Below are 26,535 nucleotides of genomic sequence, written 5' to 3'. Positions count from 1 at the left end.
GGGCTCAGCGGCGGATGCGCCCCGGCCCCATCGCGGCGCCGAGGCCGACGACGATGATGCCCGCGAAGAGCCACCCGTAGCGGCCCGAGACGACGCCGATCACGGCGAGCACGATGCCGACGGCGACCACGGTGCGCGAGAGGATGCGGCGCACTTTCGGCCGTGCGAAGAACCGCGGCTTCTCGGCGGGCTCGCTCATGCGCCGACGGTGAACGTCGTGCCGGTGGCCTGCTCGGCGAACGCCCAGAATCGGGCGCCGATCGCGGCATCCGTCGAGGTGCGCGTCGGCGTCTGCAGTGCGGGCGCGCCCTTCGTCGACCACCGCGGCCCCCAGAACTGGCCTCCCTCGACGCCCGGCGCGGTGAGCGCATGCAGCGGCACTTCGGCGCCGCGGTGCTTGCCCTGCGCCCACGCCCCCTGCAACGCGTCGCGGAATCGCTTGCCGGTCGACGGCTCGTTGACGCCTGGCACTCGCGGGGTCCTGCCGCCGACCGAGTAGCCCGGGTGGGCGACGAGGCTCGAGAGCGGTGCATCCTCGGCTCGAAGCCGCCGATCGAGCTCGAAGGCGAACACCTGCGTGGCGATCTTCGACTGCGCGTAGGCCCGCCAGGGGTCGTAGCCCCGCTCGAGCTGCAGGTCGTCGATGCGGAACGTCGAGAGCCGGCTCGACAGCGACCCGAGCATGACGATGCGCCCGCCCGGCGCGAGGTTCGGCAGCAGCTGCGCGAGCAGGGCGAAGTGGCCGAGCACGTTCGTCGCGAGCACGAGCTCGTTGCCGTCGGGCGACTCGAGGCGCTGGTCGGGCGTGTGCACCATGCCCGCGTTGGCCACGACACCGTCGAACGGCGGGCGGTGCAGCAGTCGGGACGCACCCGCCCGCACCGAGTCGAGCGAGGCCGTGTCGATGACGAGCGGTTCGACGGATGCCTCGGGGCGCGCGCCGCGGATCGCCGCCATCGCCGCCTCGAGCCGCTCCGGGCTGCGGCCGGCGAGCACGACGTGCGCGCCCGCGCCCGCGAGCCGTGCCGCCGTGAAGAAGCCGATGCCCGCGTTCGCACCGGTGACGAGATACCGCTTGCCCGCTTGCGACGGCATCGCCGTCGGGTACCAGCTCACAGCTCGGAGCTCATCGTTCGTGGCTCACAGTTCGGGGCTCACAGCTCGTCGGCGGCGCCGGGTGCCGCCGCGCCGTTGGCGAGCTCTTCGTGGTGCTGGATCACCTCGGCGACGACGAAGTTGAACCACTTCTCGGCGAAGGCCGGGTCGAGGTGCGCGTCGATCGCGAGGTTCCGGAGCCGGGCGATCTGACGCCGCTCGCGGTCGGGATCGCTCGGCGGCAAGCCGTGCGTCGCCTTGAGCCGGCCGACCTGCTGGGTGAACTTGAAGCGCTCGGCGAGCAGGTGGATGAGCGCCGCGTCGATGTTGTCGATGCTGGACCGGATGCCGAGCAGCTCGCTCATCGCGGCATCTCGTTCGTCGAAGGACCCGTCACTCATGCTTCGAGCGTACTTCCATCCGCTCGGCCCGGTCTTCCAGGTAGTGCTGCTCGATGAGGTTCCCGGTCATCGCCGCGGCCGCCCTGAACTCCTCGCCGGCGAGCTCGTGGTCGCCGGCGCGGCCCAGGAGATGTGCGCGGACCGCGCGCACCCGTCCACTCACGAGCGGATCCTCCGAGAGGCCGTGGGCACGGTCGAGGTCGTCGAGGAGGGCGAGGCCGCGCGTCGCGCCGTAGGCGTGGGCGACGGCGACGACCCGGGAGAGGCGCACCGGAGCGGTGGGTTCGAGCTGTTCGAGCCCGAGGTAGAGCGCGGCGATCTGCGGCCAGTCGGTCGCGTCGACGGAGGCGGCCTCGACGTGCATGGCGGCGATCGCGGCCTGCAGCTGATACGTGCCGACGCTCCGGCGACCCCACGCTCGCTCGATGAGCGCCTTGCCCTCCTCGATCATCTCCGTGTCCCATCGCCCGCGGTCCTGGTCGGCCATCGGCACGAGTTGGCCTGAGGCATCCGTTCGCGCCGCGCGTCGAGCCTCGGTGAGCAGCATCAACGCCGTGAGCCCCTCGGGTTCGGGCTCGGCCGGCAGCATGCGCTGCAGCATCCTGGCCAGCCTGATCGCCTCGTCCGTGAGGTCGCGACGGCCGAGCTCATCGCCGGAGCTGACGGTGTAGCCCTCGTTGAAGATCAGGTACAGCACCCGCATGACGGCGTCGATGCGGGCGCGCCGGTCGCCGTCGGGCGGAAGCTCGAACCGGGCACCCGCCTTCCGCAGCTGTTGCTTGGCACGGCTGATGCGCACGGCCATGGTCGGTTCGGAGACGCCGTAGGCGTGCGCGATCTCCGCCGTCGTGAGTCCCCCGACGGCTCGCAGCGTCAGCGCGATCTGCGAGCCCGCGCTGAGCGCCGGGTGACAGCACAGCACGAGCAGGTGCAGGCTGTCGTCGTGATCGACGACCGCCGGCCCCGGCGTGTTCGGGTCGAAGAGCGAGGGGTCGGATGCCGCGGCCTCCTCCTCCCGGCGGTGCGCGGCCTGCTCGGAGCGGAGCAGATCGATCATCCTGCGGTAGGCGACGCGGATGAGCCAGCTGCGGGGTTCCTCGGGAACACCCTGGGCCGGCCATTGCCGACTCGCCGCGATGAGCGCCTCCTGCACGGCGTCCTCGGCCACGTCGAAGCGGCCGAATCGACGCACGATCGCGCCGAGCACCTGCGGCGCCTCGGAGCGCAGCAGGTGCTCGATCACCCGGTCACCGGGCATCAGGCGAAGTCGTCGCCCATGATCGGACGGATCTCCATCGGCTCGCCGAGTACGACGACCATTCGACTGACGATGTCGCGGGCCCGTTCGAGGCTCGCGACGTCGATCACGGCGAAGCTCGCGAGCACCTCTTTCAATTCGGCGAACGGACCGTCGGTGGCGACCACGCCGGACTCGGTCCTGCGCACCGTGGTGGTCACGGCGGGGTGACCGAGGCCCTCGCTCGTCACGAACTCGCCGGTTTCGCGCAGCTCCGCCTCGAATTCCTGGTAGGCGGCGAAGGCGGCGAGCGCCTCCTCCGACGGGGTGTCGGCGGTCGCCGCGTCCCAGTCGGCGGCCGGGGTGTAGCTGAGCACGAGGAACTTCATGAGCGATGTCCTTCCAGAAGGCGCCGTCGACGCCACGCTATTCGAATCGATGATGGGGATCGAGGGGTCACGCGGCCCGTCGGAGTCTCAGCGCGACCAGCGTCGTCCACGTGAAGGCGATGACGCCGGTGAGCGCGACCTGCACGCTCGCACTCTCCGGGGTGACGGGCAGCAGCAGCACCAGGGCGGTCACACCGTTGCCGATGGCAGGCCAGACCGCGCGGCGACGGATGTCGCGGACGAGCAGCACGATGCAGGCGACCGCGAGCGCGGTGAACGCGATCGCGGCGGCCGCCGAGTGCACGACCGAGTGCCACGACATCGGCACGACTCCCTGCGGCGCTCCGAGCGGGAAGCCGAGCTGCGGATCCATCGTGAAGCACCCGGCCGCGACGAACCCGGCGCCGAAGATGCCGATGAAGAGCGGCGCGGCACGTCTGCCCAACCCTTCGACGACGACCCGGCGGTGCACGATCGCGAGGGCGATCACGCCGAGGCCAGTGAGCACGAACGTCGCGATCTGGATCCACCCGAGCGTCCCGGTGGAGAGCTGGCTGATGGGGTGCACGCGCAGGTCGAAGCCGGGCCGCGTGAGCATCTGGATGATCGCCGAGGCGTAGAAGAGCGGGCCGGCGAGCGCGGCGGCCGCTGCGAGGCGGCGAGTGGACTCGCGTCGAGCGCCGGTCGGCGACTCGGCGCGTGCCCGGTGGTCGAGGTGTGCGGTCATGGTGTCCTCCCGGTGGGTTCGGAATCGTTCCTGTACCGCTACCTCGGAGTCGCCGACACCGTCTTGACATCGCCGCCGAGATTCGTCGGGGAGATCTCCGGCCCGGATGTCAAGGCCGGGACGCCGGCTCCGAGGTATCCGTGACGGCGCAGACCGGTGCGCCGCGAACGAGAGGAACGACCATGAACGACGACACCGCGACCACCGACCCGACCACGGGCGACATCGACGCCTTCGGACTCGGCGAACCGCAGGTGCCCTCGCTCGAGGTGCGAGCGCTCGACCGACTCGTCGGCACCTGGACGGTGACCGGCGGCGCAGAGGGCACTGTTCGCTACGAGTGGATGCAGGGCGGCCATTTCCTGCTGCAGCACGTCGAGCTCAGCCAGTTCGGGCAGCCGATCACCGGCCTGGAGGTGATCGGCCACCTGCACCCGTTCGGCGAACCCGCGGGCGCCGACGTCGTCTCGCGCTTCTACGACTCGGCGGGCAACACGCTCGACTACGTCTACGAGCTCGTCGGCGACGTGCTCACGATCTGGGGCGGCGCGAAGGGAAGTCCCGCCTACTTCCGGGGCACCTTCAGCGCGGACGACCGGGTCGTCGACGGGGCCTGGGTCTACCCGGGCGACGGCGGTTACCCGTCGACGATGACACGCGTCTGATCGTGGCGTTGCTCAGTGGCGGCGGCGGCTCAGGCGCCCGCCGCCGCCCGCTCGAGCATGGGCTTCGTCGCGAGGAGGCCGAGCCACACGACCCCGATGCCCGCGGCGAGCACGCCGGCGATGACCGCGAGCGACAGCGGCGCGACGATGATCGCGGCGCCCGTGAGCGGCAGCATCACGACGGCGGCGGTCACCGCCGACCCGAGCGCCGTGATGCGCAGCGGCGACATGACCGCGCGGCGCCGCGCGGCGTCCATGGTCGGCGTCGGCATGCCGAGCATGTCGAGCGAGCGGTACAGCTCGCCGCGGTCGAGGATGCCCGCGGCCTGGTTCACGCCGACCGAGCTCGCGACCATGAGGAACGAGCCGATCACCGTGATGAGGATGCCCGTGCGGATGTCGGCGAAGAGCTGCTGCGACTCCACGTCGCCCGCCTCGCCGAACGAGTCGAGCAGCGCGATGCCGGTACCCGCGAAGACGGCCATGAAGCTCGTCATCGCGACGCCAGAGACCTGCCGCCAGGCCGCCTTCGGCGACTCGAGCACCGACCGGGCTGCGAGCAGCCGCGCGGGGGTCTTCGCGCGCCTCGCCTGCGACTGCGCGACGAGCCGGATGACCCACGGACCGATGAGGTTCAGCACCGCGATGGTGCCGCCGAAGGCCGCGCCGAGCATCCCGAGGATGATCATCACCGAGCCCGCCACCTGCAGCACGGACATCATGAGGAACGCGAGCGCGATGACCGCGATGCCGAGCACGATGCGGAGCCAGTGCAGCTTCGGGGCGTCCTGCTTCGTGCGCACGCCGAGCGGCGAGATCACGACCTGGCGGAGGCCCAGCACGGCGCTCGCCGCGGCGAGCAGCACGACGCCGCCGAACACGGCGGCGAGCGCGGGCACGCCGAGCAGCACGCCGTCGACGCCGAGGGCCTCGCCGCGGAACGGGATCAGCGCGACGAGCGGGACGAGCAGGAAGTACAGCACGACGCCCGCGACGGCGCCGGCCGCGGCGAGCACGACCGACTCGAGCACGGCGAGCTCCGAGACCGTCGCCGGCGTCGCCCCGAGCAGCCGGAGGGTCGCGAGCCGGTCGTCGCGGCGCCGTGCCGAGAGACGCGCGGCCGCGCCGCCGAGCGAGGCGAGCGGCACCACGAGCAGCACGAGGGCGATGACCGCGAGCGCCTGGTAGGTCACGCCGATCTCGTCGGGCCACGTCCAGAACGACTGCGCGCCGCCGAGCACGACGAGGAGCAGCGAGGTCACGATCGCGAAGGCCGTGACGGGCAGGAGGCTCGCGGCGGCACCGGCCGTGCCGGGCCGGGCGAGCAGCCACGCGACGCGGGCGATCATGCCGCGACTCCGGGCACGCGCTCGCCAACGATGCGCCCGTCGCGCATGTCGACGATGCGGGTGCACCGCCCCGCGACATCCGCGTCATGCGTGACGACGACGAGGGTGCGGCCCTGACCGGTCGTCGAGTCGAGGAGCGCCTGCATCACCTCGGCCGAGGTGGCCGAGTCGAGCGCGCCCGTCGGCTCGTCGGCGAAGACGACGGATGCCCCGGTCACCTGCGCCCGCGCGATCGCGACGCGCTGCGCCTGGCCGCCCGAGAGCTGGCCGATCCGGCGGTCCTCCATGCCGGCGAGGCCGAGCGCCCCGAGCCAACCGCGCCCGTACTCCTCGGCGCGGGCGCGCGGCATCCCGTTCAGCATGAGGGCCAGCGCGACGTTCTCGACCGCCGTGAGCTCGGGAATGAGCAGCCCCTGCTGGAAGACGAAGCCGTACGCCTCCCGCCGCAGCCGTGAACGCTCGCGCTCGCCGAGCGCCGTGACGTCGACCCGGCCCGCTCCCGATTGGAAGGCGACCGTGCCGGCGTCGGGGCGGGTGATGCCCGCGAGGCAGTGCAGGAGGGTCGTCTTGCCCGAGCCGGAGGCGCCCATGATGGCGATCGCCTCCCCGGTGCGCACCTGGAGGTCGACGCCCGAGAGGGCATGCGTCTGGCCGAACGACTTGCTGAGGCCGGATGCCTCGATCACGAAGGAACTCATACCCTCGAGCCTGCCGGGGCGGGCCGGGGCGGCGCGTCGGTCGCGCGCCGTATTCGTGCGCCGCCCTCGTCATCCTCCCGGATGACAGTGCGGTTCGCAGACGGATGCGGCGCGGCATCCGACCCCCACCGGATGCCGCGCCGCGGCCCATGACCCGCTCGATCAGCGGGGTGTCGCCCACCGGATCACGAAGAACCCGACGACGGCGGAGACGGCTGCGAGCGCCAGGATCACGGTGAAGACCCCGACGATGCCGATGCTCCCGAACCACGCGAACACCGCGGGCCACGAGCCGCTGAGCGTGACCGCCGCGATCGCGACGAGCAGCAGGGCGATCACGCTGAACAACAGGATCAGCATGCCCGGGATGCGCCACCGCATGTACACGGTCGTGACGCTCGCGCCGATGAAGAGCACGAGGAGCTGCAGCGCGAAGCTCGTGTAGAAGTCGACGATCCAGCTCTGGCCGTACCAGAGCGCATCGAACATGTGCGTGCCGAGCCACCAGCCGCCCGTCGCGATCTCGAGCTGCACGAGCGTCGCGATCGCCACCGCGTACATCACCGAGACGAGCACGAACATGGCACTCGTACCGACCCAGAAATCGCGGCGCGTCGCGCCGAACCCGAGGGCGAACGAGAAGGTGAGGCCGATCGCCTGCACGCCGACCACCACGAGGTACCACTGCGGCGAGAGCACGGCCCAGCTGTAACGCATGTTCTCGAGGTCTTCGGTGGTCACGTCCCCGCCGGAACCCGCCCGGATGATGAGCGTGATGATGATGGAGATCGCCCAGGCGGCGCCGAGGATGATCCACGGGATGCCGAAGAAGATCCACGGATTGACGGCGTGCAGGCGCAGGATGCGCCAGATCTCATGGGCCCGCGAGCGGGTCTCGGTGCGCACGACGGGTGCGGTCGCGACGGCGGTCATGCTGCTGCCTCCTGTTCGGTCGAACCGGCGAGGTCGGTGCCGGTCAGGTGCACGATGAGCTGCTGGAGCGAGACGGGCGCGAGCTCGAGGCCGAGCTCGGCTGCCTGGATGCGGTCGCGCTGTTCGAGACGACCGTCGATGGTGACGGAAGCCAGTCCGCCGAGGCCTTCCCGCCCGATCACGGGCCGGTCGGCGACGAAGGACTCGACCACGGCGCGGGGTCCGGCGATGGTGGTGGCCGAGCCGCGCACCTCGTCGGCGTCGCTGTCGAGGAGGATCCGCCCCTGGTCGATGAGGATCACGTGTTCGAGCAGGTTCGCGACCTCGTCGATGAGGTGGGTCGAGAGCACGATCGTGCGCGGGTGCTCGGCGTAGTCCTCGAGCAGGCGATCGTAGAAGATGTGCCGTGCGACCGCGTCGAGGCCGAGGTAGGGCTCGTCGAAGAACGTCAGCGGTGCGCGGCTCGCGAGACCCACGATCACGCCGACGGCCGAGAGCTGACCGCGTGAGAGCTTCTTGATGCGTCGCTTCACCGGCAGGCGGAAGTCGGCGACGAGCTGCTCGGCGAACGTGGCATCCCAGTTCTCGAAGAACCACGGTGCGGACTTGAAGACGTGCGCCGGCGTGAAGTCCTCGGGGTAGCGCTGCGACTCGGCGATGAAGCACATGCGTCGCAGTACGTCGGCGTGCTCGGCCGGCTCGCGGCCGAACACCTCGAGCGAACCGGCGTTCGCGAAGAGCTGGCCGGTGAGCAGCTGCATGATCGTCGTCTTGCCCGCGCCGTTCCGGCCGAGGAGTCCGTAGATGCGGTTCTCCTCGAGTGTGAAGTCGACCGCGTCGACGGCCGTGAAGGAGCCGTAGCGCTTCGTGAGGCCCGTGGCGCGCACCACTGTGCCGGTCATGATTCGATCCTTTCCGCGCGGAGCATGCCCGCGAGTTCGTCGATGCCGATGCCGAGCTTCTCGGCCTCGATGATGAGTGGTCTGAGGAATTCGGCGGCGAAGCCCGCCCGCCGGCGTTCGACGAGCCGTTCGCGGGCACCGGTCGTCACGAACATGCCGATGCCCCTTCGCTTCTCCACGATGCCGTCGTCGACAAGGCGGGTCACCCCTTTCAGTGCTGTGGCCGGATTGACGCGGAGGAACGACGCGAACTCGTTCGTCGACGGGATCTGGCCGCCCTCGGGCAGCGTGCCGTCGATGATGTCGTTCTCGATCTGCTCTGCGATCTGGATGAAGATCGGACGCGATTCGTCCATGTCCGCCCAACTGTGTGCCGTGTTCTGCGCAAGAACCTTGGTTGGTTCATTACTTGTGTAACTAACCAACCATGTACGTGTGCGGCTGTCAACCCCGAGTTCGGTCGCGGTCGGGACCACTCGTGTCGCACGGGACACCCGACATCTCGTGTCCCGTGCGACACGAGTGGTCCTGAACTGCGCAGGCGCAGAGTAGGTGCGGCGCAGTCGGCAGCGGATGGGGCGGCCCAGGGCAGCGGAGGCGCGGGTGGCATGCAGTTAGGGCGCGGCGAGGCGCGCGTGCGGGCCGAGGGTCGAGGCGGGGCGGGCGGGGCAGGGCGAGCCGGCGGTCAGCCCGCGATTGGGGCGCGACGCGGCAGGCGCAGGCGCCCCTGCGCGAGCAGGATGCCGAGGAGCACGAGCACCGCGCCGATCGGCTCGTGCCACGAGAAGCGCTCGCCGAGCAGCAGAACCCCGAGTGCGACGCCGACCACGGGCGTGACGTACGTGACGGTCGACGCGTTCGTCGGACCCCAGGCGCGCAGCACGTTGATGTTCCAGATGTAGGCGAGCCCCGTGCCGAGCACGCCGAGGGCGAGGAGGGAGCCGACGATCGCGAGGTCGAGTTCGACCGGCTGCCACGCGATCACCGGGGTCAGCACGAGCATGATCGCGCCCGCGATGCCGATGTTCAGGAAGGCGAACGTCGCCGGAGCGATCGGCCGGGTGCTCAGGAACTTGCGGGTGTAGCCGAACGTGAAGCCGTAGCAGACGGCTGCGCCGAGGCACGCGAGCTGGCCGAGGAGGCTCCCGGTGAGCGCAGCGTACTGCCACGGCCCGATGATCACGACGACACCGGCGATGCCGACGAGCACCCCGGCCCATTGGGCGGCGACGAGCTTCTCGACGCGGAACGCGAGCGTCGCCATGAGCGCCGTCGTGATGGGGGTGACGGCGTTGTAGATCGAGGCGAGGCTCGACGAGACGTGCAGTTCGGCCCACGCGAAGAGCATGTGGGGCACGACGCATCCGCTGATCGCGATGACCGCGAAGTGCAGCCAGACGATGGGCTGCCGCGGCAGCACCGGCCCGCGCTCCCCCGTCGGCGACGCGACGCGCGGTCGCATGACGAGCACGATGACCCCGAGCGTCAGTCCGCCGAGCACGAGCCGCGACCACGCCACCTGCGTGAAGCCGACCCCCTCGAGGGCGACCTTCATGAACAGGAAGCTGGCACCCCAGACCACGCCCATGCCGAGGAACTGCAGCCACGTCGACAGCCGGTTCGACTGCGACGGTGCGGATGCCGCGGCGGCCGTGCCGGCCGGGGCGCTCGGGGTGGTGCTGGTGCTCACCGGTCGAGCGTACGCCCGGCCACCGACCGTCGGACACGGATGCAGAGGTGCATGTCCGGAATCCGCCGAAGCTCGGCAGTCGCGGCATCCGGGCCCTCCCGTTCCCGGGTGCTGCGAGCATAGGCTGGACGCATGACCAGCCATTTCGATGTCGTCGTCCTCGGCGCCGGTCCCGGCGGCTACGTCGCCGCGGTGCGCGCCGCCCAACTCGGTCTCAGCGTCGCCGTGATCGAGGAGCGGTACTGGGGCGGTGTGTGCCTGAACGTCGGGTGCATCCCGTCGAAGGCGCTGCTGCGCAACGCCGAGCTCGCCCACATCTTCCACGACCAGGCGGCGACGTTCGGCATCTCGGGCGACGCGCACTTCGACTTCGGCGTCGCGTTCGACCGCAGCCGCCAGGTGTCGGAGAAGCACGTCAAGGGCGTGCATTTCCTCATGAAGAAGAACGGCATCACCGAGTTCGACGGGCGGGGCTCGTTCACCGGGCCGAACGCCATCGACATCGCGAAGTCCGACGGCACGACCGAGCAGGTCACGTTCGCGAACGCGATCATCGCGACCGGCTCGCGCGTGCGCCTGCTGCCCGGCGTGCAGCTCTCGCAGAACGTCGTGACGTACGAGTCGCAGATCCTCACCCGCGACCTGCCGCGCTCGATCGCGATCGTCGGCGCCGGGGCCATCGGCATGGAGTTCGCCTACGTGCTGAAGAACTACGGCGTCGACGTCACGGTCATCGAGTTCCTCGACCGCGCGCTGCCGAACGAAGACGTCGAGGTCTCCAAGGAGATCACCCGCCAGTACCGAAACCTCGGCGTGCCGATCCTCACCTCGACGAAGGTCGGGTCGGTCGTCGACAACGGGTCGTCCGTCACCGTCTCGTACACGGCGTCCGACGGCCAGCCGGGCTCGCTCGAGGTCGACAAGGTGCTCATGGCCGTGGGCTTCGCGCCGAACGTCGAGGGCTTCGGGCTCGAGGCCGCCGGCGTGGCCCTCGCCGAGCGCGGGGCCATCGCGATCGACGAACGCATGCGCACGAACGTGCCGCACATCTACGCCATCGGCGACGTCACCGCGAAGCTCATGCTCGCCCACGTGGCCGAGGCGCAGGGGGTCGTGGCCGCCGAGACGATCGGCGACGCCGAGACCATGGAACTCGGCGACTACCGCATGATGCCCCGCGCCACGTTCTGCTCGCCGCAGGTCGCGAGCTTCGGGCTCACCGAGCAGCAGGCCCGCGACGAGGGCTACGACGTGGTCGTCTCGAAGTTCCCGTTCAGCGCCAACGGCAAGGCCAACGGCCTCGGTGAGCCGATCGGCTTCGTGAAGCTCGTCGCCGACGCGAAGCACCTCGAGCTGCTCGGCGGCCACATGGTCGGACCGGATGTCTCGGAGCTGCTGCCCGAGCTCACGCTCGCCCAGAAGTGGGACCTCGGCGCGCTCGAGCTCGCCCGCAACGTGCACACCCACCCGACCCTGTCGGAGGCGCTGCAGGAGACGTTCCACGGCCTCGCGGGGCACATGATCAACATGTGATCGGATGCCGCGGCGCGGGCGCTCCGGCGTTGCGCCGCGGCATCCGCTCGGTTCGACTGAGATCATCAGCGCATGTCGTCAGTGGCGGGCCTGCTCATTCCGGAGAACCGGCGCAACCCTGCGGTCGAGCTCCTCGACCAGCTCGACCTCGATCACGGCGACGTGCGCGCCAAGCGCACGGGCTTCGCGATCATGCTGCTCCTCTCGGCGGTCATCGCGATCGCGGGCATCATCGGCGACTCCACGGCCACGGTCATCGGGGCCATGATCATCGCGCCGCTCTCGACGCCGATCCTCGGCATCGCCGCGGGCATCGTGACGGGCCGGGCCTCGCTCGTCGGCCGCTCGGTGCTCTGGCTCGTCGGCGGCATGGTCGCCGTCGTGATCCTCGGCGCGCTGCTCTCGTACACGCTGCCCGACCCCCAGCAGCTGACGACGAACCCGCAGGTGACGAGCCGCACGGCGCCGACCCTCATGGACCTGCTCGCCGCGTTCGCGACGGGACTCGCCGGGGCGTTCGCGATGTGCCGGCGCGACCTCAGCAACATCCTGCCCGGCGTCGCGATCTCGATCTCCCTCGTACCGCCGCTCGGCGTGGTCGGCGTGAGCCTCGGCCAGGGTCAGTTCGATGCGGCCTTCGGCGCCTCGATGCTGTTCCTCTCGAACGTCGTGGCCCTCATCATCGCGGGATCGCTCGTCTTCACCCTCGCCGGCTACCCGCGCGACCCCGAGGCCGTCGAGGGCGCGAACCGGCGACGCGCCTACACGATCGTCGGCGTGCTCACCGCGGTCGTCGCGATCCCGCTCGTCGTGAACTCGCTCATCATCGCGTTCGTCGCCTCGTGGACCGTGACCCTGCACTCCGTCACGAACGACTGGCTCGACGGCACGAAGGGCGCATCGATCACGGGCGTCAGCTGGAACGGACTGCAGGCCACGGTCGGCGTCGAGAGCCCCGGCGGCGAGCTGCCGCCGCTCGAGGAGTACCGCGACGACCTCTCCGGCAAGTTGCCGTCGTACGTCTCGGTGAACCTCGACGTGCAGTCGGGCAGCCAGGTCGAGGTGCGCTGAGCCCTCGAGAGCCCGCCGCGCGCGCCCGCGCAGACGGCCGCGCGCCACCGCGCAGCACCCCCGGCCCGGCCGGAAACGACGAGGGCGGATGCCGCAGCGTGCTGCTGCGGCATCCGCCTCTTCACTCGACTTGCGGCACGGGCAGGCATTCCCGCCGCAAGAAGTTGGTTCCCGACGACGAGTGGGACTTCTCGCCGCCGGGAGGTGTGCCGGTGGCGGGCCCCCACCCGCCACCGGGGCTTCTCAGTGCTGCGTCGCCTTCTCGGCTCCCACGCCGGTGAGCGAGCGCACCTCCATCTCGGATTGCTTCGCGGGGTCCTCCTTCTTCTTGTCGAGCACCGTGCCCAACCAGCCCAGGAAGAAGGCGAGCGGGATCGAGACGATGCCGGGGTTCGAGAGCGGGAAGATCGCGAAGTCGATCGACTCGGTCTTCAGCATCGACGTCTCGGAGCCCGAGACGACCGGCGAGAAGATGATGAGGATGATCGCCGACGCGAGTCCGCCGTACATGCTCCAGAGGGCGCCCTGGGTGGTGAAGCGCTTCCAGAACAGCGAGTAGACGATCGTCGGCAGGTTCGCCGACGCCGCGACCGCGAACGCGAGGGCCACGAGGAACGCCACGTTCTGGCCGTTGGCCCCGATGCCGCCGATGATCGCGACGATGCCGATGATGACGACCGTGCGACGCGCGACCTTCACCTCGGCGCCGGCCGCCGGCTTGCCCTTCTTCACGACGCTCGCGTAGATGTCGTGGGCGAAGGAGGCCGCCGCCGTGATCGTGAGCCCGGCGACGACCGCGAGGATCGTCGCGAACGCGATCGCCGAGATGAGGCCGAGGAGGAGCGGTCCGCCGAGCTCGAACGCGAGCAGCGGGGCCGCCGAGTTCGGGCCGCCGGGTGCCGCGGCGATGACGTCGGCGCCCACGAGGGCCGCCGCGCCGTAGCCGAGCACGAGGGTGAACACGTAGAAGATGCCGATGAGCCAGATCGCCCACACGACCGACTTGCGGGCCTCCTTCGCGGTGGGCACCGTGTAGAAGCGCATGAGCACGTGCGGCAGGGCCGCGGTGCCGAGCACGAGCGCGAGGCCGAGCGAGAGGAAGTCGACCTTCGCGATCTCGGAGACGCCGTACTTCATGCCGGGGTTCAGGATCTCGGGGTTGCCCGTCGCGGCGACCGCGTTGTCGAGCAGGGTCGAGAAGTTGAACCCGTTGAGCGCGAGCACCCAGACCGTCATCACACCGGCGCCCGCGATGAGCAGGATCGCCTTGATGATCTGCACCCACGTCGTGCCCTTCATGCCGCCGATGAGCACGTAGAGGATCATGAGCGCGCCGACGACCGTGATCACGAGCGCCTGGCCGAGCTGGTCGCCGACGCCGAGGAGCAGCGAGACGAGCCCGCCGGCACCGGCCATCTGCGCGAGCAGGTAGAAGAAGCAGACCACGAGGGTCGTGGTGGCCGCGGCGATGCGCACGGGCTTCTGCTTCAGGCGGAACGAGAGCACGTCGGCCATCGTGAACTTGCCCGTGTTGCGGAGCAGCTCGGCCACGAGCAGCAGGGCCACGAGCCACGCCACGAGGAAGCCGATCGAGTAGAGGAACCCGTCGTAGCCCGTGATCGCGATCGCGCCGACGATGCCGAGGAACGACGCCGCCGAGAGGTAGTCGCCAGCGATCGCAGAGCCGTTCTGGCCGCCCGTGAAGGAACGGCCGGCAGCGTAGTAGTCGGCGGCGGTCTTGTTGTTGCGGCTCGCGCGGAACACGATGATCATCGTGATCGCGACGAAGGCGCCGAAGATGGCGATGTTCAGCCAGGGCTCGCCGGGCGAGGCGCTCGCGGCTTCGAAGTGCAGCATCATCGGGTCGCCTCCTCAGCGGTGAACGTCGCGCCGGTCTCGATCTCATCGCGGATCTCCTCGGCGATGGGGTCGAGCTCCTTGTTGGCGTAGCGCACGTACCAGGTGGTCACGGCGAAGGTCGTCACGACCTGCGCGAGGCCGAGCAGGATGGCGACGTTGATGCTGCCGAACACGGGCGTCGACATGAAGTTGTGCGCGTAGCCGGCGAGCAGCACGTAGGCGAGGTACCAGACGAGGCACGCGGCCAGCACGGGGAAGACGAACCTCCGGTGCTTCGAGCGCAGTCGCTGGAACTCTTCGGATTGTTGCACCGCGCGGTAGTCGACGGGTGGGGCCGTCTCGGTCTCCGCGCTCAGGGCTTCGTTGCCCATGGCGAGTCTCCTTCGGGGTCGTGGCGGGCAGGGGGCCCGGCCGGCTGCAGTTGCAGTGGGGCCACTCTGGCGCGCTCGCGCCTCGGCATGGGGCGGGTACCGCTCGTCGTCGCCGAACGGCGTTCACGGTGCGACGAACGGTGCTCGCGCGACGACGAGCGCACGGCGGATGGCGTGGTGGATGCGAGCGGTTACGCTGTCGTGCATGTCCGAGTCGATGCTGCTCGCCGCCGCCCTCGGCGTGGCCGGCGGAGCGCTCGCGGTCGGGCTCGTCGTGTTCCTGCGGCGCATCGTGCTGAGCTCCAAGGAGCTCGGCACCGACGCCGAGCAGGCGACCTACCAGACCCTGCACCTCGCGTCGCGAGCCGCGAAGCACCTCCGCGGCGGCATCGACGAACCGGGCGCCGCGCGCGCCGGCAAGCATCTGCGGGCTCTCCTCGGCTGCGACAGCCTCGCGATCGTCGATCGCTCGGGCACCATCGCGATCGACGGCGACGAGGCGGTGCGCCCGGTCGCCGAGCGACTCGCGGCCGCGGCGATCGCGAGCGGCCGGCAACAGGTCCAGCGCCGCATCCCGATCGGAGCGTGGGAGACGGATGCGGTCGTGGCCCCCATCATCGGCAGCACCGGACCGCTCGGTGCGATCGTCGCCTTCGCCTCCCCCGTGCGGGCCGGTCTCGTGCGCGCGACGGGCGAGGTGGCCGACTGGGTCGCCGCCCAGGTCGAGCTCGGCGAGCTCGACGCGTCGCGCGCGGCGCTCGCCGAGGCCGAGGTGCGCGCACTCCGCGCGCAGATCAGCCCGCACTTCATCTACAACTCGCTGAACGCCATCGCGTCGTTCATCAACACGGATCCCGCGCAGGCGCGGGAGCTCGTGCTCGAGTTCGCTGATTTCACCCGGTACTCCTTCCGCAGGCACGGCGACTTCACGACCGTCGCCGAGGAGCTGCGGTCGATCGACAGCTACCTGCGCCTCGAGCGGGCCCGCTTCGGCGAGCGCCTCAAGGTCACGCTGCAGATCGCGCCCGAGGTGCTCTCGACGGTCGTGCCGTTCCTCTCGATCCAGCCGCTCGTCGAGAACGCCGTGCGGCACGGCCTCGAGTCGAAGGAGGGCGGCGGGCGCATCACGATCACGGCGGCGGATGCCGGGGCCTTCGCCGAGATCACCGTCGAGGACGACGGCGTCGGCATCGATCCCGAGGTGCTCACCGGGGTGCTCGCGGGGGGCACGTCCGGCGGCGAGCACGTCGGGCTGCGCAACGTCGACGCCCGACTCCGACAGGTCTACGGCGACGAGCTCGGCCTCGTGGTCGAGACCAACGTCGGCTCCGGCACGCTCGTGCGCATGCGGGTGCCGAAGTCGGGGCCACGACGCCCCTCGGCCGCGACGGCCCCCGATGGGAGACTTGAGCCATGATCTCCGTGCTCATCGCCGATGACGAGCAGCCCGCGATCGACGAGCTCGCGTTCCTGCTCGGGCAGGACCCGCGCATCGGCGTGATCCACCAGGCGTCCTCGGGGGCCGAGGCGATCCGCCTGCTCACTCGCGAACCGGTGGACGCCGCCTTCCTCGACATCCACATGCCGGGGCTCACGGGCTTCGACCTCGCACGGGCGCTCGCCCGGTTCGAGCACAGCCCGGTGCTCGTCTTCGTCACCGCCGATGAGGAGGGCGCGCTCGAGGCATTCGATCTCGCCGCCGTCGACTACCTGCTGAAGCCCGTGCGCACCGAACGACTGCACCGCTCGGTCGGCCGCATCGTCGAGGCGCTGAAGGCGGGCGCGGCGAGCCAGTCGACGACCGGGGCGCCGATCGAACCCGAGATGGTCGCCGTCACGCTCGGCGGCACGACCCGCATGATCCGGCGCGACGACGTGCGCTACGTGCAGGCGCAGGGCGACTACGCGCGGCTCCACACCGAGGAGGCGAGCTATCTCGTGCGCGTGCCGATGAGCGACCTCGAACGCCAGTGGGCCGACGCCGGCTTCGTGCGCGTGCATCGGTCCTACCTCGTCTCGCTCGCCCATCTCAGCCGCATCCGACTCGGCTCCGACCACCCGAGCGTCACCGTCGGCCAGGCGGAGCTGCCCGTGAGCCGGCGCCTGCTGCCCGCCCTCCGCGAGCGGCTCGACCAGACGATCATCCGCCCGAGGACGTAGCGTGACCGAGCCGCCCCGCGATCGAGCGGATGCCGCGGGGCCGCCGCCCCGGGTCCGCGTCACCGCTCCCAGACCGGGCGCGGCCGGGACATCCGCTCGCCCGCTGCCGCCGTCGGCTCGGGGCGGCCCGACGAGCGACATCGCGGGCGTCTACGTGCGCTCGCTCATCCGCTCGCAGCTTCGGCTCGCGATCGTCTTCGCCGTCGGCTTCGCGGCGGCCACGACGCTCTTCGTACTCGCCATCGCGCTCGTGCCGGCCCTCGACTCGAGCTTCGTGTTCGGCGTGCCCGCCTCGTGGCTGCTGCTCGGCGTCGGGGTGTACCCGCTCGCGCTCACGGTCGCGGGGCTCTACGTGCGCGCGGCCGCTCGCAACGAGGCCCGCTACCGATCTCTCACGGAGGCGGAGTGAACCCCGTCATCGGCTACTCGGCCATCGCGGCCGTCGCGCTCGCCTCGGCGCTCATCGGCTTCTACGGGCTCCGCGTCTCGCGAACGACGAGCGACTTCTACGTCGCCTCGCGCACCGTGCGGCCGTGGTGGAACGCCTCGGCGATCGGCGGCGAGTACCTCTCGGCGGCGTCGTTCCTCGGCATCGCCGGACTCATCCTGCTGCAGGGGTCGGGCGGCCTCTGGTTCCCGATCGGCTACACGGCCGGATACCTCATGCTGCTGCTCTTCGTCGCGGCGCCGCTTCGGCGTTCGGGCGCGTACACGATCCCCGATTTCACCGAGGCGCGGCTCGAGTCGACGTGGGCGCGGCGCGTGACCTCGACGCTCGTGATCGTCGTCGGCTGGTTCTACATCGTGCCGCAGCTGCAGGGGGCGGCGCTGACGGTGCGCATCACGACGGGGCTGCCGTCGTGGGTCGGGTCGGTCGCGGTCGCCGTGCTCGTCGCGGTCATCGTCGCGGCGGGCGGCATGCGCTCGATCACCTTCGTGCAGGCCTTCCAGTTCTGGCTGAAGCTCACCGCGCTCGCCGTGCCCGTCGTGGCGCTGCTGCTCATCCTCGGCGGCGGCGAGCCGCCCGCGCAGCTCACGCCGGCCGAGGCCTTCCCGCCCGCCGCCGGCCCTGCCGACCTCGATGTCTACCGCACCGTCTCGCTCATGGTCGCGCTGCTCCTCGGCACCCTCGGCCTGCCGCACGTGCTCGTGCGGTTCTACACGAATCCCGACGGGGTCGCTGCCCGGCGCACGACCGTCATCGTGCTCGCCCTGCTCTCGGTGTTCTATCTCTTTCCGACGGTGTTCGGCCTGCTCGGCCGGGCGTTCGCCCCCGATCTCGCCGCGTCGGGAGAGGCCGACGCGCTCATCCTCCTGCTGCCGGGCCGCCTCGTGCCGGGCATCTGGGGCGAGCTGCTCACGGCCCTCGTCATCGCGGGCGCGTTCGGCGCGTTCCTCTCGACCTCCTCGGGGCTCGTCGTCTCGCTCGCCGGCGTGATCAGCCAGGACCTGCTCGGCGGCAGCGTGCGGGGATTCCGCATCGCGGCCGTGGCCTCGTCGCTCATCCCACTCCTCGTGGCGCTCTCGACGGAGTCGACCGGTCTCGCCGGCAGCGTCGGGCTCGTCTTCGCGTTCACCGCGTCGACGCTCTGCCCCATGCTGATCCTCGGCATCTGGTGGCGCGGGCTCACCGCACGCGGTGCGATCGCCGGCATGCTCACCGGCGCACTGCTCTCGGGCGGCGCCATCCTCGGCGGCCCGCTGCTCTCGGCTGCGGCGCCGGCACTCCGCCCGTTCCTCGAGCAGCCCGCGGCATGGACCGTGCCGCTCGCCGTGCTCGTGACGGTGCTCGTCTCGCGGGGCGACCACCGCGGCATCCCGCGCGGCGCCGACGCCTTCCTCACTCGGCTGCACGTGCCCGAGCGGCAGGTGCGCTGACGCAACGGATGCGCCGACCGGCTCACCCCAATATGCTGGTCGCCATGCTTCGGGGGAATCGCATGCTCGTCGCCGGTCTCACCGGCCTCATCACCGCAGCCGTGCTGTCGACGGTCGCCATCACGCCGGCCTCGGCGGTGACGACCGCGAGCTGGGCCGGCTGGGCGCCGCTCACCGGTACCGGCGGCGCGTATCAGACCACGATGACGCTCGCCGGGCAGCCGGCGCTCGCCGCCTCGGTCACGAGCGATTCGCGGGCCGGGCAGGTCGGTGTGATCTCGGGGGCGTCGACATGGCTCTCGGAGGGCACGCCGGTCGGCGCGAAATACGGGTCGAGCCGGAACCAGCCCTACCTGAACCTCCGGCCGAAGGCGGACACGCCCGCGGGCGCGTCGACGACGACGTACTCGTTCCCGACCCCGACGCCGTCGTCGAACTGGACCTTCGTGCTCGGCGACATCGATGCCGACCAGGTGCGCATCTCCGCGGTCGGCGCCGACGGCGCGGCACTCACGGCCGCAGAGCTCGGCTTCAAGGAGGGCTTCAACTACTGCGCGCCCGGCGTGGTCGGCAAGCCCTCGTGCGACGGCAACGCCCTCGACGTGGCGAAGTGGAACCCGGCGACCATGACGCTCACCGGCAATGACGCGGCGAGCGACACGAGCGGCGCGGCGGCCTGGTTCGAGCCCTCGGTGCCGATCAGCTCCCTCTCGTTCATCTTCACCCGCCGCGCGGGGCTGCCGGTCTACCAGACCTGGTTCGCCTCCCTCGCGCGCGACATCACGGGCACCGTCACCGACTCCGGCTCGGGCCCGGCCGACGGGGTCGCGCTCAACCTGATCGATGCCGCTGGCGACATCGTCGCCACCACGACCACCGCGGGAGGCGGGCTCTACGGCTTCCCCGGCTTCTTCGCCACCGACGGGTACACCGTCGAGGCGGTGCTGCCCTCGGGGAAGATCGCCGTCGACGCCTCCCGGAAGCCGGCCGACCTGTCGACCACCGATGCGGTCGTCGACTTCACGATGCGCGACATCGTGCCGGTCGCAGTCTCGGGCAACGTCTCGGATTCCGAGGGCAACCCGATGGGCGGCGTCTCGGTGACGATCGGCGGCGTCACGACGACGACCGACAGCGACGGCAACTACCTCTTCGACCAGGTGCCGGTCGGCGACTACACGGCGACGATCACGACGCCCGACGGCTACACCATCACGTCGAGCCCGCCGCAGTTCACCGTTCCAGACGGGGTCGAGACGCCGATCACCGGGGTGGACTTCGTCGTCGCCGCGAACCCGTCGCTCTCGGGCACCGTCACCGCGGCGGGCGCCGGGGTGCCCGGCGTCACGATCACCGCGACCGGACCCGGCGGCACGCTCTCGACCGTCACCGGTGCCGACGGCGGCTACCACTTCCCGCTGCTTCCCCCCGGCGACTACACGGTGACGATGACGACGCCCGAGGGCACCGTCGCCGTCGGCCCCGTGACCCGCGACGAGTCGGTGGCGACGAGCGACGTGACCGGCGTCGACTTCGCCATCGCGAAGCTCGGAAGCATCGAAGGCACCGTCTTCACCGACGACGGCACGCCGTTCCCCGGCGCGACCGTCACGGTCACGGGGCCGGATGGGCCGACGCCGCTCACGAGCGACCCCGACGGGAGCTACGCGGTCGCCGCGCTGCCGCCCGGCGAGTACACGATGACGCTGACCGTGCCGGCCGGGTACACCGCCGTCGGGCCTTCGACGCTCACCGTCACGATCACCGAGGCGGGCGAGGTGTTCAGCGACCAGGACTTCGTGATCCTCGCCGACGTGCCGACGCCCACGCCGCCGCCGACGCCGCCCGCCGGCGGAGCAACGGCCGGTGCACTGCCGGCCACCGGCGTGGATCCCGCCTTCGGCACCGCCGCGTGGATGGCGCTCGGCGCTCTCGTCGTCGGGGTCACGGCGCTCTCCACGGCCCGCCTGCGCCGCCGTTCGACCCGCTGAGCGCCGAGCCGCAGCCCGGGTAGACTCGCCCGGTGCTCCTGCCCGTCGCCGTCTCCGTGCTCGTCGGCGCACTGGCGCAGCGCATCACGGGCATGGGCTTCGCACTCATCGCCGCGCCCGCCCTCGTGATCCTGCTCGGCCCGTTCGACGGCGTCGTGCTCGTGAACCTCTGCGCCGTGCTCTCCTCGCTCCTCATCCTGCCGAGGGTGTGGAAGCTCGTCGACTGGACGAGGTTCGGATGGCTCGTCGTTCCGGCACTCGTCGGCACCGTCGTCGGCGCGCTCGTCGCGGCGCGCCTGCCGGGGCCGGTGCTCCAGCTTGGCGTGGGCGTGCTCGTCGTCGTGGCGCTCACGGTCTCGCTCCTCGTGACCCGCACCGACCACGTCGCGACGGGTCGCTCTCCGGCGATCATCGCCGGTGCGGCATCCGGCTTCATGAACGCCTCGGCCGGCGTCGGCGGGCCGGCGCTCAGCGTCTACGCCGTGGCGACGCGCTGGCCGCAGGCGGGCTTCGCCGCCACGGCGCAGCCCTACTTCGTGGTCATCGGAGTAGCCTCACTCGTCGGCAAGCTCGGCGCGACCGGCTGGGCGCTGCCCGAGCTCGAACCCGGCGCCTGGCCGATCGTCATCGGAGCGCTGCTCGTCGGCCTCGGCCTCGGCGAGCTCCTGCACAAGCGCATCCCACACCACGCCGCGCGCATCGCCGTGATCGTGATCGCGTACGCGGGCGGCGTCGCCGCGATGGTCGACGGCGCGCTGGAGCTCTGGGGCTAGCGCGTCTGTGGAAACCGGTCGGCCTCTGGCAGCCCGAAGGTCTAGCATCCATGGATGCCGCGCCTGAAGCACGACCTCCCACGCGAACGGTTGTTGCGACTCGGTAGCGCGGCACTCACTGACGCCGAGCTCGTCGCGATCCAACTCGGCACTGGGAGTTCAGGTGAGAGCGTGCGCGGGCTCGCCGAGCACCTGCTCACCACATTCGGCGGAGTCGCGGGGTTGGCCCGCGCTCGCATCGACGAGCTCGTCCGCGTCGCCGGAGTGGGTCCCGCGAAGGCGTCCCGGTTGGTCGCGGCGTTCGCGCTCGCTGATCGCGCAGAGCGACCTGAACTCGGCGCCGTCATCACGGGATCCGGCGATATCGCCGCACTCGCCATCGCGAGCATCGGTCGCGAGCGCGAGGAGCGAGTGCTGCTCATCGTCGTCGATGGTGCAAATCGAGTGCGCGCATCGATCGTCGTCGCCCAGGGTACCCAAAGCGGATGCAGCGTGCCGGTGCGCGAGGTGCTCTCTCACGTGTTGCGGCACGATGGGGCGGCGTTCGCCCTTGCGCATAACCATCCAAGCGGTCGCATCGAGCCGAGCGACGGCGACCGATTCGTGACAACACGAATAGCGGATGCCGCGGCCGAAGTCGGTCTGCGGTTGCTCGATCACGTGGTGGTGTCGGGGCGCCGGTGGCGCAGCGTCACCGCATCGCGTTGAAGATCTCGTTGCGGGCGGCTGGGAGGATAGCATTGGCGAGCGTCTGAGCTCGCGTCGAGCGAGATACGACCTCGGTCATCCTGTCCAATAGGGCGGCCACGGAGCGTTGGCGTTCTGCGGTTGGGTACGGGACTTCGAGTGCCAAGAACGCAGAGGGACTGACTCGTTTCTGCCGAGCGCCAACGCCAGCGGTCGCAGTAGCAAGTTGATTGACGAACGAATCGGCGATGAAGCAGTACCGCAGAAACGATCTGTCGACCGGCCCCTGTACCGTGAATACCGGAAACTCAGGCGAAACGTATCGCCCTGCGTTCGAAGGGTCGACAAGAGCGACAGCCCCCTCGAATGCACCGAGCTTGCTGTAGACAACATCGCCTGCGGCGAGCCGCGCAAAGGTCTTGTACTTCGTGTCCTGCCCCAGCAGATCTTGTCTGCGAAGGAGTCCTCGCCCAAAACTGTAAACGCCCGCAATCGGATAGGTGACTTCAGGCTCAACGGGCACCCCAGACTTGACGCTGAGAAGCTCGCCGAGGGCAACACGTCCTGCGTCGGAGTTGACCCCGGCAAGCTGGTCGATGAGCGCTCTCCAGCCTCGCTCATGCTCGACGACGCGCTGGTCGACGTTCCGGGTTAACCGCTCGACGGCGTGTAGGTGGTCGGCGATACGGCGTTGTTCGGCGAGCGGTGGGAGGGGGATCTCGGTCACCTCGAAGAGCGCCCTACTGAGGGTTCGATTCCTCACCTGTGTGCCTGGGCTTGCGGCGCGCAGATCATCGAGCCCGCGGTCGCTCCGGAGGTACTGCAAGACGAAACGGACGTCGACTGATTCGGGATCCTTGGCGACATACGGAAGGAAGCGGCTTGAGCTGACGTAGTCCGCTGATTCTTGCTCGGTCGAGAGAGCGACCGCACCCTCCCACGCCTGAATATTGCTCACAACGAGCGCATCCGCCGGGAACTTGAAGTAGCGCATACTGCCCATCTCGGACCCACGAACGGGGTCGCGATGGAGCATCCCTTTGCCCCAGGAATAGATCCCGATGCGGCGGTACTCGGCCTCGGCGGATATCTCCAGCGGGGAGCGCTGAACCTGAAGCACCTCGCCCAACCGCACCCGCGGCACCGTCACTGCGCGAACCCCTTGACCTCGCGCTGGAGCTCTTCGAGCAGCCCGAGCAGCTCTCGTTCAGCGCTCACGAGCTCATCGACGAGTTCGACCGGCGAGCGATGCACGAGGTCGTCGCCGCGGTCGGGGTTGCGAAGATCGAGGTTGTAGCCGTCAGCCTTGATGTCATCGGCGGCCACCCGCCACGCGTGGGCTGTCGCGATTCGCCCGTTGCGAGTATCGCCTCCCCACCACTCCGCACACTCCCCGAACTCCTCGAACCGCATCGGCTTCGTCTTCGTGTATTGCTTGCGCCCCTCGGGCATCGGCTGCTCGTAGAACCAGACGTGCGGCTGCTGCTTTCCGCGCTCGAAGAACAGCACGTTGCTCGGAATGAGCGTGTACGGCGCGAAAACGCCGTTCGGCAGGCGCAGTACCGTGTGCAGGTTGAACTTGGACATGAGCTCCGCCTTGATTCGGCCGCCGACTCCTCGGTCGAACAGCGTGCTGTTCGGCACCACGACCGCAGCGCGGCCGACTTTGCTGCGCTCAATACGCGCCATGACCGCCTGCAGGAACAGCCATGCGGTCTCGGCCGTCTGTAGGTGCGGGGGGAAATTCGCCTGAACCGACTTCTCCTCCTCACCTCCGAACGGCGGGTTGGTGATCACGACATCGACGCCGTCACGGCGCATCTCGGCGAGCGAGAACCCGAGCGAGTTCTGCTCGACGACGTCCGGCTGGTCGATGCCATGCAGCAGCAGGTTCATCTGGCAGAGGAGGAATGGCATCGGCTTCTTCTCGACACCTCGGATGCCGGCCTTCGCGTGGCCCCGCTCCTCAGCTGTGACATCGCCCTCAGTCATGTGCGCGAATGCTTCGACGAGAAACCCCCCGGTGCCCGCAGCCGGGTCGAGCACCGTCTCCCCCGGCTTGGGATCGACCCGATCGACGATGAAGCGCACGAGCGGGCGCGGCGTGTAGAACTCACCCGAGTCGCCCGCGGCATCCCTCATCTCACGCAGCATCGACTCGTAGAGGTGAGCCATCGTGTGAATGTCGTCGCGATTCGTGAACTCGACCTTGTCGAGCTGATCGACGAGCTCGCGGAATAAGAACCCCGAGAGCATGCGGTTCTGCGTGTCTTGAAAGACTCGGCGCAATGTGTCGCGAGGGTCGCCGGCCTTGCCCGTGCCCTGCAGCTTGCGCAGTCGTGGCAGCAACTTGCCGTTCACGAACGCCAGCAACGGCTCCCCGGTCAGTGTGCTGTCACCCGCCCAGGCGCGCCACCGGTACTCGAGCTCGAGCGCAGGCCGGTAGTCGCCCTCGGTCAGCTCCCGCTCCTCTTCGAGATCGTCGAAGGCCTTCAGGAACAGCAACCACGCCATCTGCGGAAGTCGGTCCAGTTCGCCGTTCAGGCCGGCGTCTTTGCGCATGGTGTTGCGCGACTCCTTGATGATCGATGACAGGCGGGCCTGCGTTGTCTGCGTCGTGGGTTTGGCGGCCATCGGTTACTCCATATCCAAGTGGTGCTCATCGAACGCCGTCACGGCGATCGCGTACATTTCGGCGACGAGTCGCCAGCCGGCATCGAGGTCGGATGCCGCCAGCTGCAGCTCCTCACCCATCGCGCCGTACGGTACCCGCCAGCTCTCGGGCGGCTCGGGCAACTCTGCAGGAGGCGGCGTGCGGTCGCGAACCGTGAACACATGCACCAGCCGCACAGCCCATGATCGAGGTTCGAGCAGGCCGGCTTCGATGAGAAGCACGAGGTCGACGAGGTCTTTCACCCGGCTCGACGGGCGATCGTGGGCGTAGATGCGGGCGTAGGCGTGCGTCTTCTCCGCCGCATGCTGCGGAATGTCGACGGCGGCGATCACGATCGAGGTGAACTCAGGCGATTGCAGCACCGGCTCAACGGCCAGCGGCCCTGTTCCCCCGCGGATCTCGGCGGCACGCACGACGACATCGAGCTTCACGGTCTCGAACGCGGCTCCACCGATGAATGCGCGCACCGAGACCCGCCATCCCGGCTGACCGGCCTCTGCTGCGGCGAGGGCTTTGGGTTCATCGATGGAGAACGTGAATCCGTCGTCGAGTTCGCGATCGAGTGCCGTCTCGAGCAGTTCGCTCATCTGGTGCGCGTCGATGAGCGAAGCATCGCCTCGAAATGCGAGGTCGAGGTCTTTCGTCGCCCTGGCAACCCCACCGAGTCGCACCTCGAGGCAATAGCCGCCCTTCAGCACCCAGACGTCATCGACGGCCAGTCGTGCAAGCACGCACTGGAAGACGAGCTGGCGGCGAAGCCGCGCAACGTCGACCGCGCGTTCGTTGGCGACGAAACGCACGCGGTCGGTAAGGCTCCTTGCGCGATCGCTCGGTGTCACGAGGCGGCCTCGGCGAGGGCCCGCTCGAGCCGGAGAGCGGCTCGATCGACGGCGCCGTCGGCCGCGCGCAGGATCTGACGCCGCGAGAGCAACCTCAGTTCGAGCGCATCGGCCACCGCCCGATCGACGACCTCTTGCGACGCGCGCGCGCCTGCGACATCCAACAGCGTGCGCATCGGCGATGTGACCGACCATGCGCCGCGCGACTCTATGTCGGCAGGCGACAACTCATCGGCATGCAGCACGACTGCGTCATCGCGCGCGTAGAAATCGCGCGGAACGGTGAGGTGCACGCGGGATGGGCTCTCATCAGAGAGTTCGTGCACCGCGAGCGCTGTCTCATGAGAAACGACCGCGCGGCCCGCGGCCCACAGCGACCACCGCACGTAGCTGTCAGACGAATCCGCAGGCCAGCCCGGCAGCCGAAACAGCGCGCGGTCGACCTTGAGCCAATTGCCGTGGTCGACGTGGTACTTCTGCGCCTGGTAGGAGTACCCCAGCTCGAGCGCCTGCGCGGCGCTGAAATACCCGGCCTGGCTGAACGCGAGTCGCTGCAGGGCGATTCGCATGTCTTGTCGGGCGCCGGGCATGCACTCAGCATACTCGCGGTTA

The 26,535-nt window shown here is 69.9% G+C and carries 28 protein-coding genes; 10 read left to right on the top strand and 18 right to left on the bottom strand.

Going from position 1 to position 26,535, the window contains the following annotated elements; genetic code table 11:
- Positions 1-4: 4 nt before the first annotated feature.
- The 6 genes from ESP57_RS12415 to ESP57_RS12390 all read right to left on the bottom strand — a co-directional run bounded on the left by ESP57_RS12415 (position 5) and on the right by ESP57_RS12390 (position 3,849).
- On the bottom strand, positions 5-199 hold the full coding sequence (locus tag ESP57_RS12415; protein WP_056012099.1) for a hypothetical protein: 195 nt from the start codon (positions 197-199) through the stop codon (positions 5-7).
- A complete protein-coding gene (locus tag ESP57_RS12410) occupies positions 196-1,116 on the bottom strand; it encodes an SDR family NAD(P)-dependent oxidoreductase (protein WP_082571480.1) in 921 nt (306 codons plus the stop codon). The genes ESP57_RS12415 and ESP57_RS12410 overlap by 4 nt, the downstream gene beginning before the upstream one ends.
- Positions 1,117-1,154: 38 nt before the next feature.
- Entirely contained in the window at positions 1,155-1,496 is a 342-nt protein-coding gene (locus tag ESP57_RS12405) for a chorismate mutase (protein WP_056012100.1), read from the bottom strand.
- Positions 1,489-2,754, bottom strand: coding sequence for an RNA polymerase sigma factor (locus tag ESP57_RS12400; protein ID WP_129231815.1), 1,266 nt, complete (start codon positions 2,752-2,754; stop codon positions 1,489-1,491). The genes ESP57_RS12405 and ESP57_RS12400 overlap by 8 nt, the downstream gene beginning before the upstream one ends.
- Positions 2,754-3,122 (bottom strand): YciI family protein, encoded by a 369-nt coding sequence (locus tag ESP57_RS12395; RefSeq protein ID WP_056012108.1) that lies wholly within the window; start codon positions 3,120-3,122, stop codon positions 2,754-2,756. The genes ESP57_RS12400 and ESP57_RS12395 overlap by 1 nt, the downstream gene beginning before the upstream one ends.
- A gap of 67 nt (positions 3,123-3,189) precedes the next feature.
- The gene (locus tag ESP57_RS12390; protein WP_056012111.1) at positions 3,190-3,849 is read right to left on the bottom strand and encodes a DUF998 domain-containing protein; all 660 of its coding nucleotides are present in this window, start codon (positions 3,847-3,849) and stop codon (positions 3,190-3,192) included.
- 182 nt (positions 3,850-4,031) lie between these two features.
- On the opposite strand from ESP57_RS12390, the gene ESP57_RS12385 reads away from it, so the two are divergent.
- The gene (locus ESP57_RS12385; protein ID WP_056012114.1) at positions 4,032-4,514 is read left to right on the top strand and encodes a hypothetical protein; all 483 of its coding nucleotides are present in this window, start codon (positions 4,032-4,034) and stop codon (positions 4,512-4,514) included.
- A 29-nt stretch (positions 4,515-4,543) separates the two neighbouring features.
- On the opposite strand, the gene ESP57_RS12380 is transcribed toward ESP57_RS12385, so the two are convergent.
- The 6 genes from ESP57_RS12380 to ESP57_RS12355 all read right to left on the bottom strand — a co-directional run bounded on the left by ESP57_RS12380 (position 4,544) and on the right by ESP57_RS12355 (position 9,984).
- Positions 4,544-5,863: an FtsX-like permease family protein gene (locus ESP57_RS12380; protein WP_129231814.1), complete on the bottom strand. Its 1,320-nt coding sequence runs from the start codon at positions 5,861-5,863 to the stop codon at positions 4,544-4,546.
- Positions 5,860-6,561: an ABC transporter ATP-binding protein gene (locus tag ESP57_RS12375; protein WP_056012119.1), complete on the bottom strand. Its 702-nt coding sequence runs from the start codon at positions 6,559-6,561 to the stop codon at positions 5,860-5,862. The genes ESP57_RS12380 and ESP57_RS12375 overlap by 4 nt, the downstream gene beginning before the upstream one ends.
- 162 nt (positions 6,562-6,723) lie before the next feature.
- The gene (locus ESP57_RS12370) at positions 6,724-7,494 is read right to left on the bottom strand and encodes a hypothetical protein (RefSeq protein ID WP_115960306.1); all 771 of its coding nucleotides are present in this window, start codon (positions 7,492-7,494) and stop codon (positions 6,724-6,726) included.
- On the bottom strand, positions 7,491-8,396 hold the full coding sequence (locus ESP57_RS12365; RefSeq protein WP_129231813.1) for an ABC transporter ATP-binding protein: 906 nt from the start codon (positions 8,394-8,396) through the stop codon (positions 7,491-7,493). The genes ESP57_RS12370 and ESP57_RS12365 overlap by 4 nt, the downstream gene beginning before the upstream one ends.
- A complete protein-coding gene (locus ESP57_RS12360; RefSeq protein WP_129231812.1) occupies positions 8,393-8,752 on the bottom strand; it encodes a GntR family transcriptional regulator in 360 nt (119 codons plus the stop codon). The genes ESP57_RS12365 and ESP57_RS12360 overlap by 4 nt, the downstream gene beginning before the upstream one ends.
- A 329-nt stretch (positions 8,753-9,081) precedes the next feature.
- Positions 9,082-9,984: a DMT family transporter gene (locus tag ESP57_RS12355; protein ID WP_243648550.1), complete on the bottom strand. Its 903-nt coding sequence runs from the start codon at positions 9,982-9,984 to the stop codon at positions 9,082-9,084.
- A 234-nt stretch (positions 9,985-10,218) separates the two neighbouring features.
- On the opposite strand from ESP57_RS12355, the gene lpdA reads away from it, so the two are divergent.
- Both lpdA and ESP57_RS12345 read left to right on the top strand, forming a co-directional pair.
- Entirely contained in the window at positions 10,219-11,619 is a 1,401-nt protein-coding gene (lpdA, locus tag ESP57_RS12350; RefSeq protein ID WP_129231810.1) for a dihydrolipoyl dehydrogenase, read from the top strand.
- Between the two features lie 72 nt (positions 11,620-11,691).
- Positions 11,692-12,690, top strand: coding sequence for a TIGR00341 family protein (locus ESP57_RS12345; RefSeq protein ID WP_129231809.1), 999 nt, complete (start codon positions 11,692-11,694; stop codon positions 12,688-12,690).
- A 243-nt stretch (positions 12,691-12,933) separates the two neighbouring features.
- Here the strand turns inward: ESP57_RS12345 and ESP57_RS12340 are convergent, their stop codons facing one another.
- Both ESP57_RS12340 and ESP57_RS12335 read right to left on the bottom strand, forming a co-directional pair.
- Entirely contained in the window at positions 12,934-14,550 is a 1,617-nt protein-coding gene (locus tag ESP57_RS12340) for a solute symporter family protein (RefSeq protein WP_129231808.1), read from the bottom strand.
- Positions 14,547-14,921, bottom strand: a complete 375-nt coding sequence (locus tag ESP57_RS12335) for a DUF485 domain-containing protein (protein ID WP_129231807.1) — start codon at positions 14,919-14,921, stop codon at positions 14,547-14,549. The genes ESP57_RS12340 and ESP57_RS12335 overlap by 4 nt, the downstream gene beginning before the upstream one ends.
- A gap of 205 nt (positions 14,922-15,126) precedes the next feature.
- Between ESP57_RS12335 and ESP57_RS12330 the strand changes: the two genes are divergently transcribed.
- Genes ESP57_RS12330 through ESP57_RS12300 form a run of 7 tightly spaced genes read left to right on the top strand, consistent with a single transcriptional unit; the run spans position 15,127 to position 22,431 of the window.
- Entirely contained in the window at positions 15,127-16,338 is a 1,212-nt protein-coding gene (locus ESP57_RS12330; protein WP_129231806.1) for a sensor histidine kinase, read from the top strand.
- Positions 16,335-17,081, top strand: a complete 747-nt coding sequence (locus ESP57_RS12325; RefSeq protein WP_056012146.1) for a LytR/AlgR family response regulator transcription factor — start codon at positions 16,335-16,337, stop codon at positions 17,079-17,081. Before ESP57_RS12330 ends, ESP57_RS12325 begins: the two co-directional genes overlap by 4 nt.
- A gap of 1 nt (position 17,082) precedes the next feature.
- A complete protein-coding gene (locus ESP57_RS12320; RefSeq protein ID WP_129231805.1) occupies positions 17,083-17,490 on the top strand; it encodes a DUF485 domain-containing protein in 408 nt (135 codons plus the stop codon).
- The gene (locus ESP57_RS12315; RefSeq protein ID WP_129231804.1) at positions 17,487-18,959 is read left to right on the top strand and encodes a sodium/solute symporter; all 1,473 of its coding nucleotides are present in this window, start codon (positions 17,487-17,489) and stop codon (positions 18,957-18,959) included. Before ESP57_RS12320 ends, ESP57_RS12315 begins: the two co-directional genes overlap by 4 nt.
- Before the next feature lie 44 nt (positions 18,960-19,003).
- Positions 19,004-20,950, top strand: coding sequence for an MSCRAMM family protein (locus tag ESP57_RS12310; RefSeq protein ID WP_243648515.1), 1,947 nt, complete (start codon positions 19,004-19,006; stop codon positions 20,948-20,950).
- Between the two features lie 32 nt (positions 20,951-20,982).
- Positions 20,983-21,723, top strand: a complete 741-nt coding sequence (locus ESP57_RS12305; protein ID WP_115960273.1) for a sulfite exporter TauE/SafE family protein — start codon at positions 20,983-20,985, stop codon at positions 21,721-21,723.
- Between the two features lie 54 nt (positions 21,724-21,777).
- Positions 21,778-22,431: a JAB domain-containing protein gene (locus tag ESP57_RS12300; protein WP_129231802.1), complete on the top strand. Its 654-nt coding sequence runs from the start codon at positions 21,778-21,780 to the stop codon at positions 22,429-22,431.
- Here the strand turns inward: ESP57_RS12300 and ESP57_RS12295 are convergent.
- From ESP57_RS12295 to ESP57_RS12280, 4 genes are read right to left on the bottom strand one after another with little or no spacing between them, the layout of a single operon-like run.
- Positions 22,415-23,560: a restriction endonuclease subunit S gene (locus ESP57_RS12295; RefSeq protein WP_129231801.1), complete on the bottom strand. Its 1,146-nt coding sequence runs from the start codon at positions 23,558-23,560 to the stop codon at positions 22,415-22,417. The two genes, ESP57_RS12300 and ESP57_RS12295, sit on opposite strands and share 17 nt — an antisense overlap.
- Positions 23,557-25,044, bottom strand: a complete 1,488-nt coding sequence (locus tag ESP57_RS12290) for a class I SAM-dependent DNA methyltransferase (RefSeq protein ID WP_129231800.1) — start codon at positions 25,042-25,044, stop codon at positions 23,557-23,559. The genes ESP57_RS12295 and ESP57_RS12290 overlap by 4 nt, the downstream gene beginning before the upstream one ends.
- A 3-nt stretch (positions 25,045-25,047) precedes the next feature.
- Positions 25,048-25,884, bottom strand: a complete 837-nt coding sequence (locus ESP57_RS12285; protein ID WP_165877462.1) for a nucleotidyl transferase AbiEii/AbiGii toxin family protein — start codon at positions 25,882-25,884, stop codon at positions 25,048-25,050.
- Between the two features lie 35 nt (positions 25,885-25,919).
- A complete protein-coding gene (locus ESP57_RS12280) occupies positions 25,920-26,513 on the bottom strand; it encodes a type IV toxin-antitoxin system AbiEi family antitoxin domain-containing protein (protein ID WP_129231798.1) in 594 nt (197 codons plus the stop codon).
- Positions 26,514-26,535: the final 22 nt, after the last annotated feature.

The sequence above is a fragment of the Agromyces fucosus genome (assembly GCF_004134865.1).
In the GTDB taxonomy this organism is placed as follows: Bacteria; Actinomycetota; Actinomycetes; order Actinomycetales; family Microbacteriaceae; genus Agromyces; species Agromyces fucosus.
Note: the sequence above shows the minus strand (reverse complement) of the source record. Positions and strands in the feature narration are given on the sequence as shown.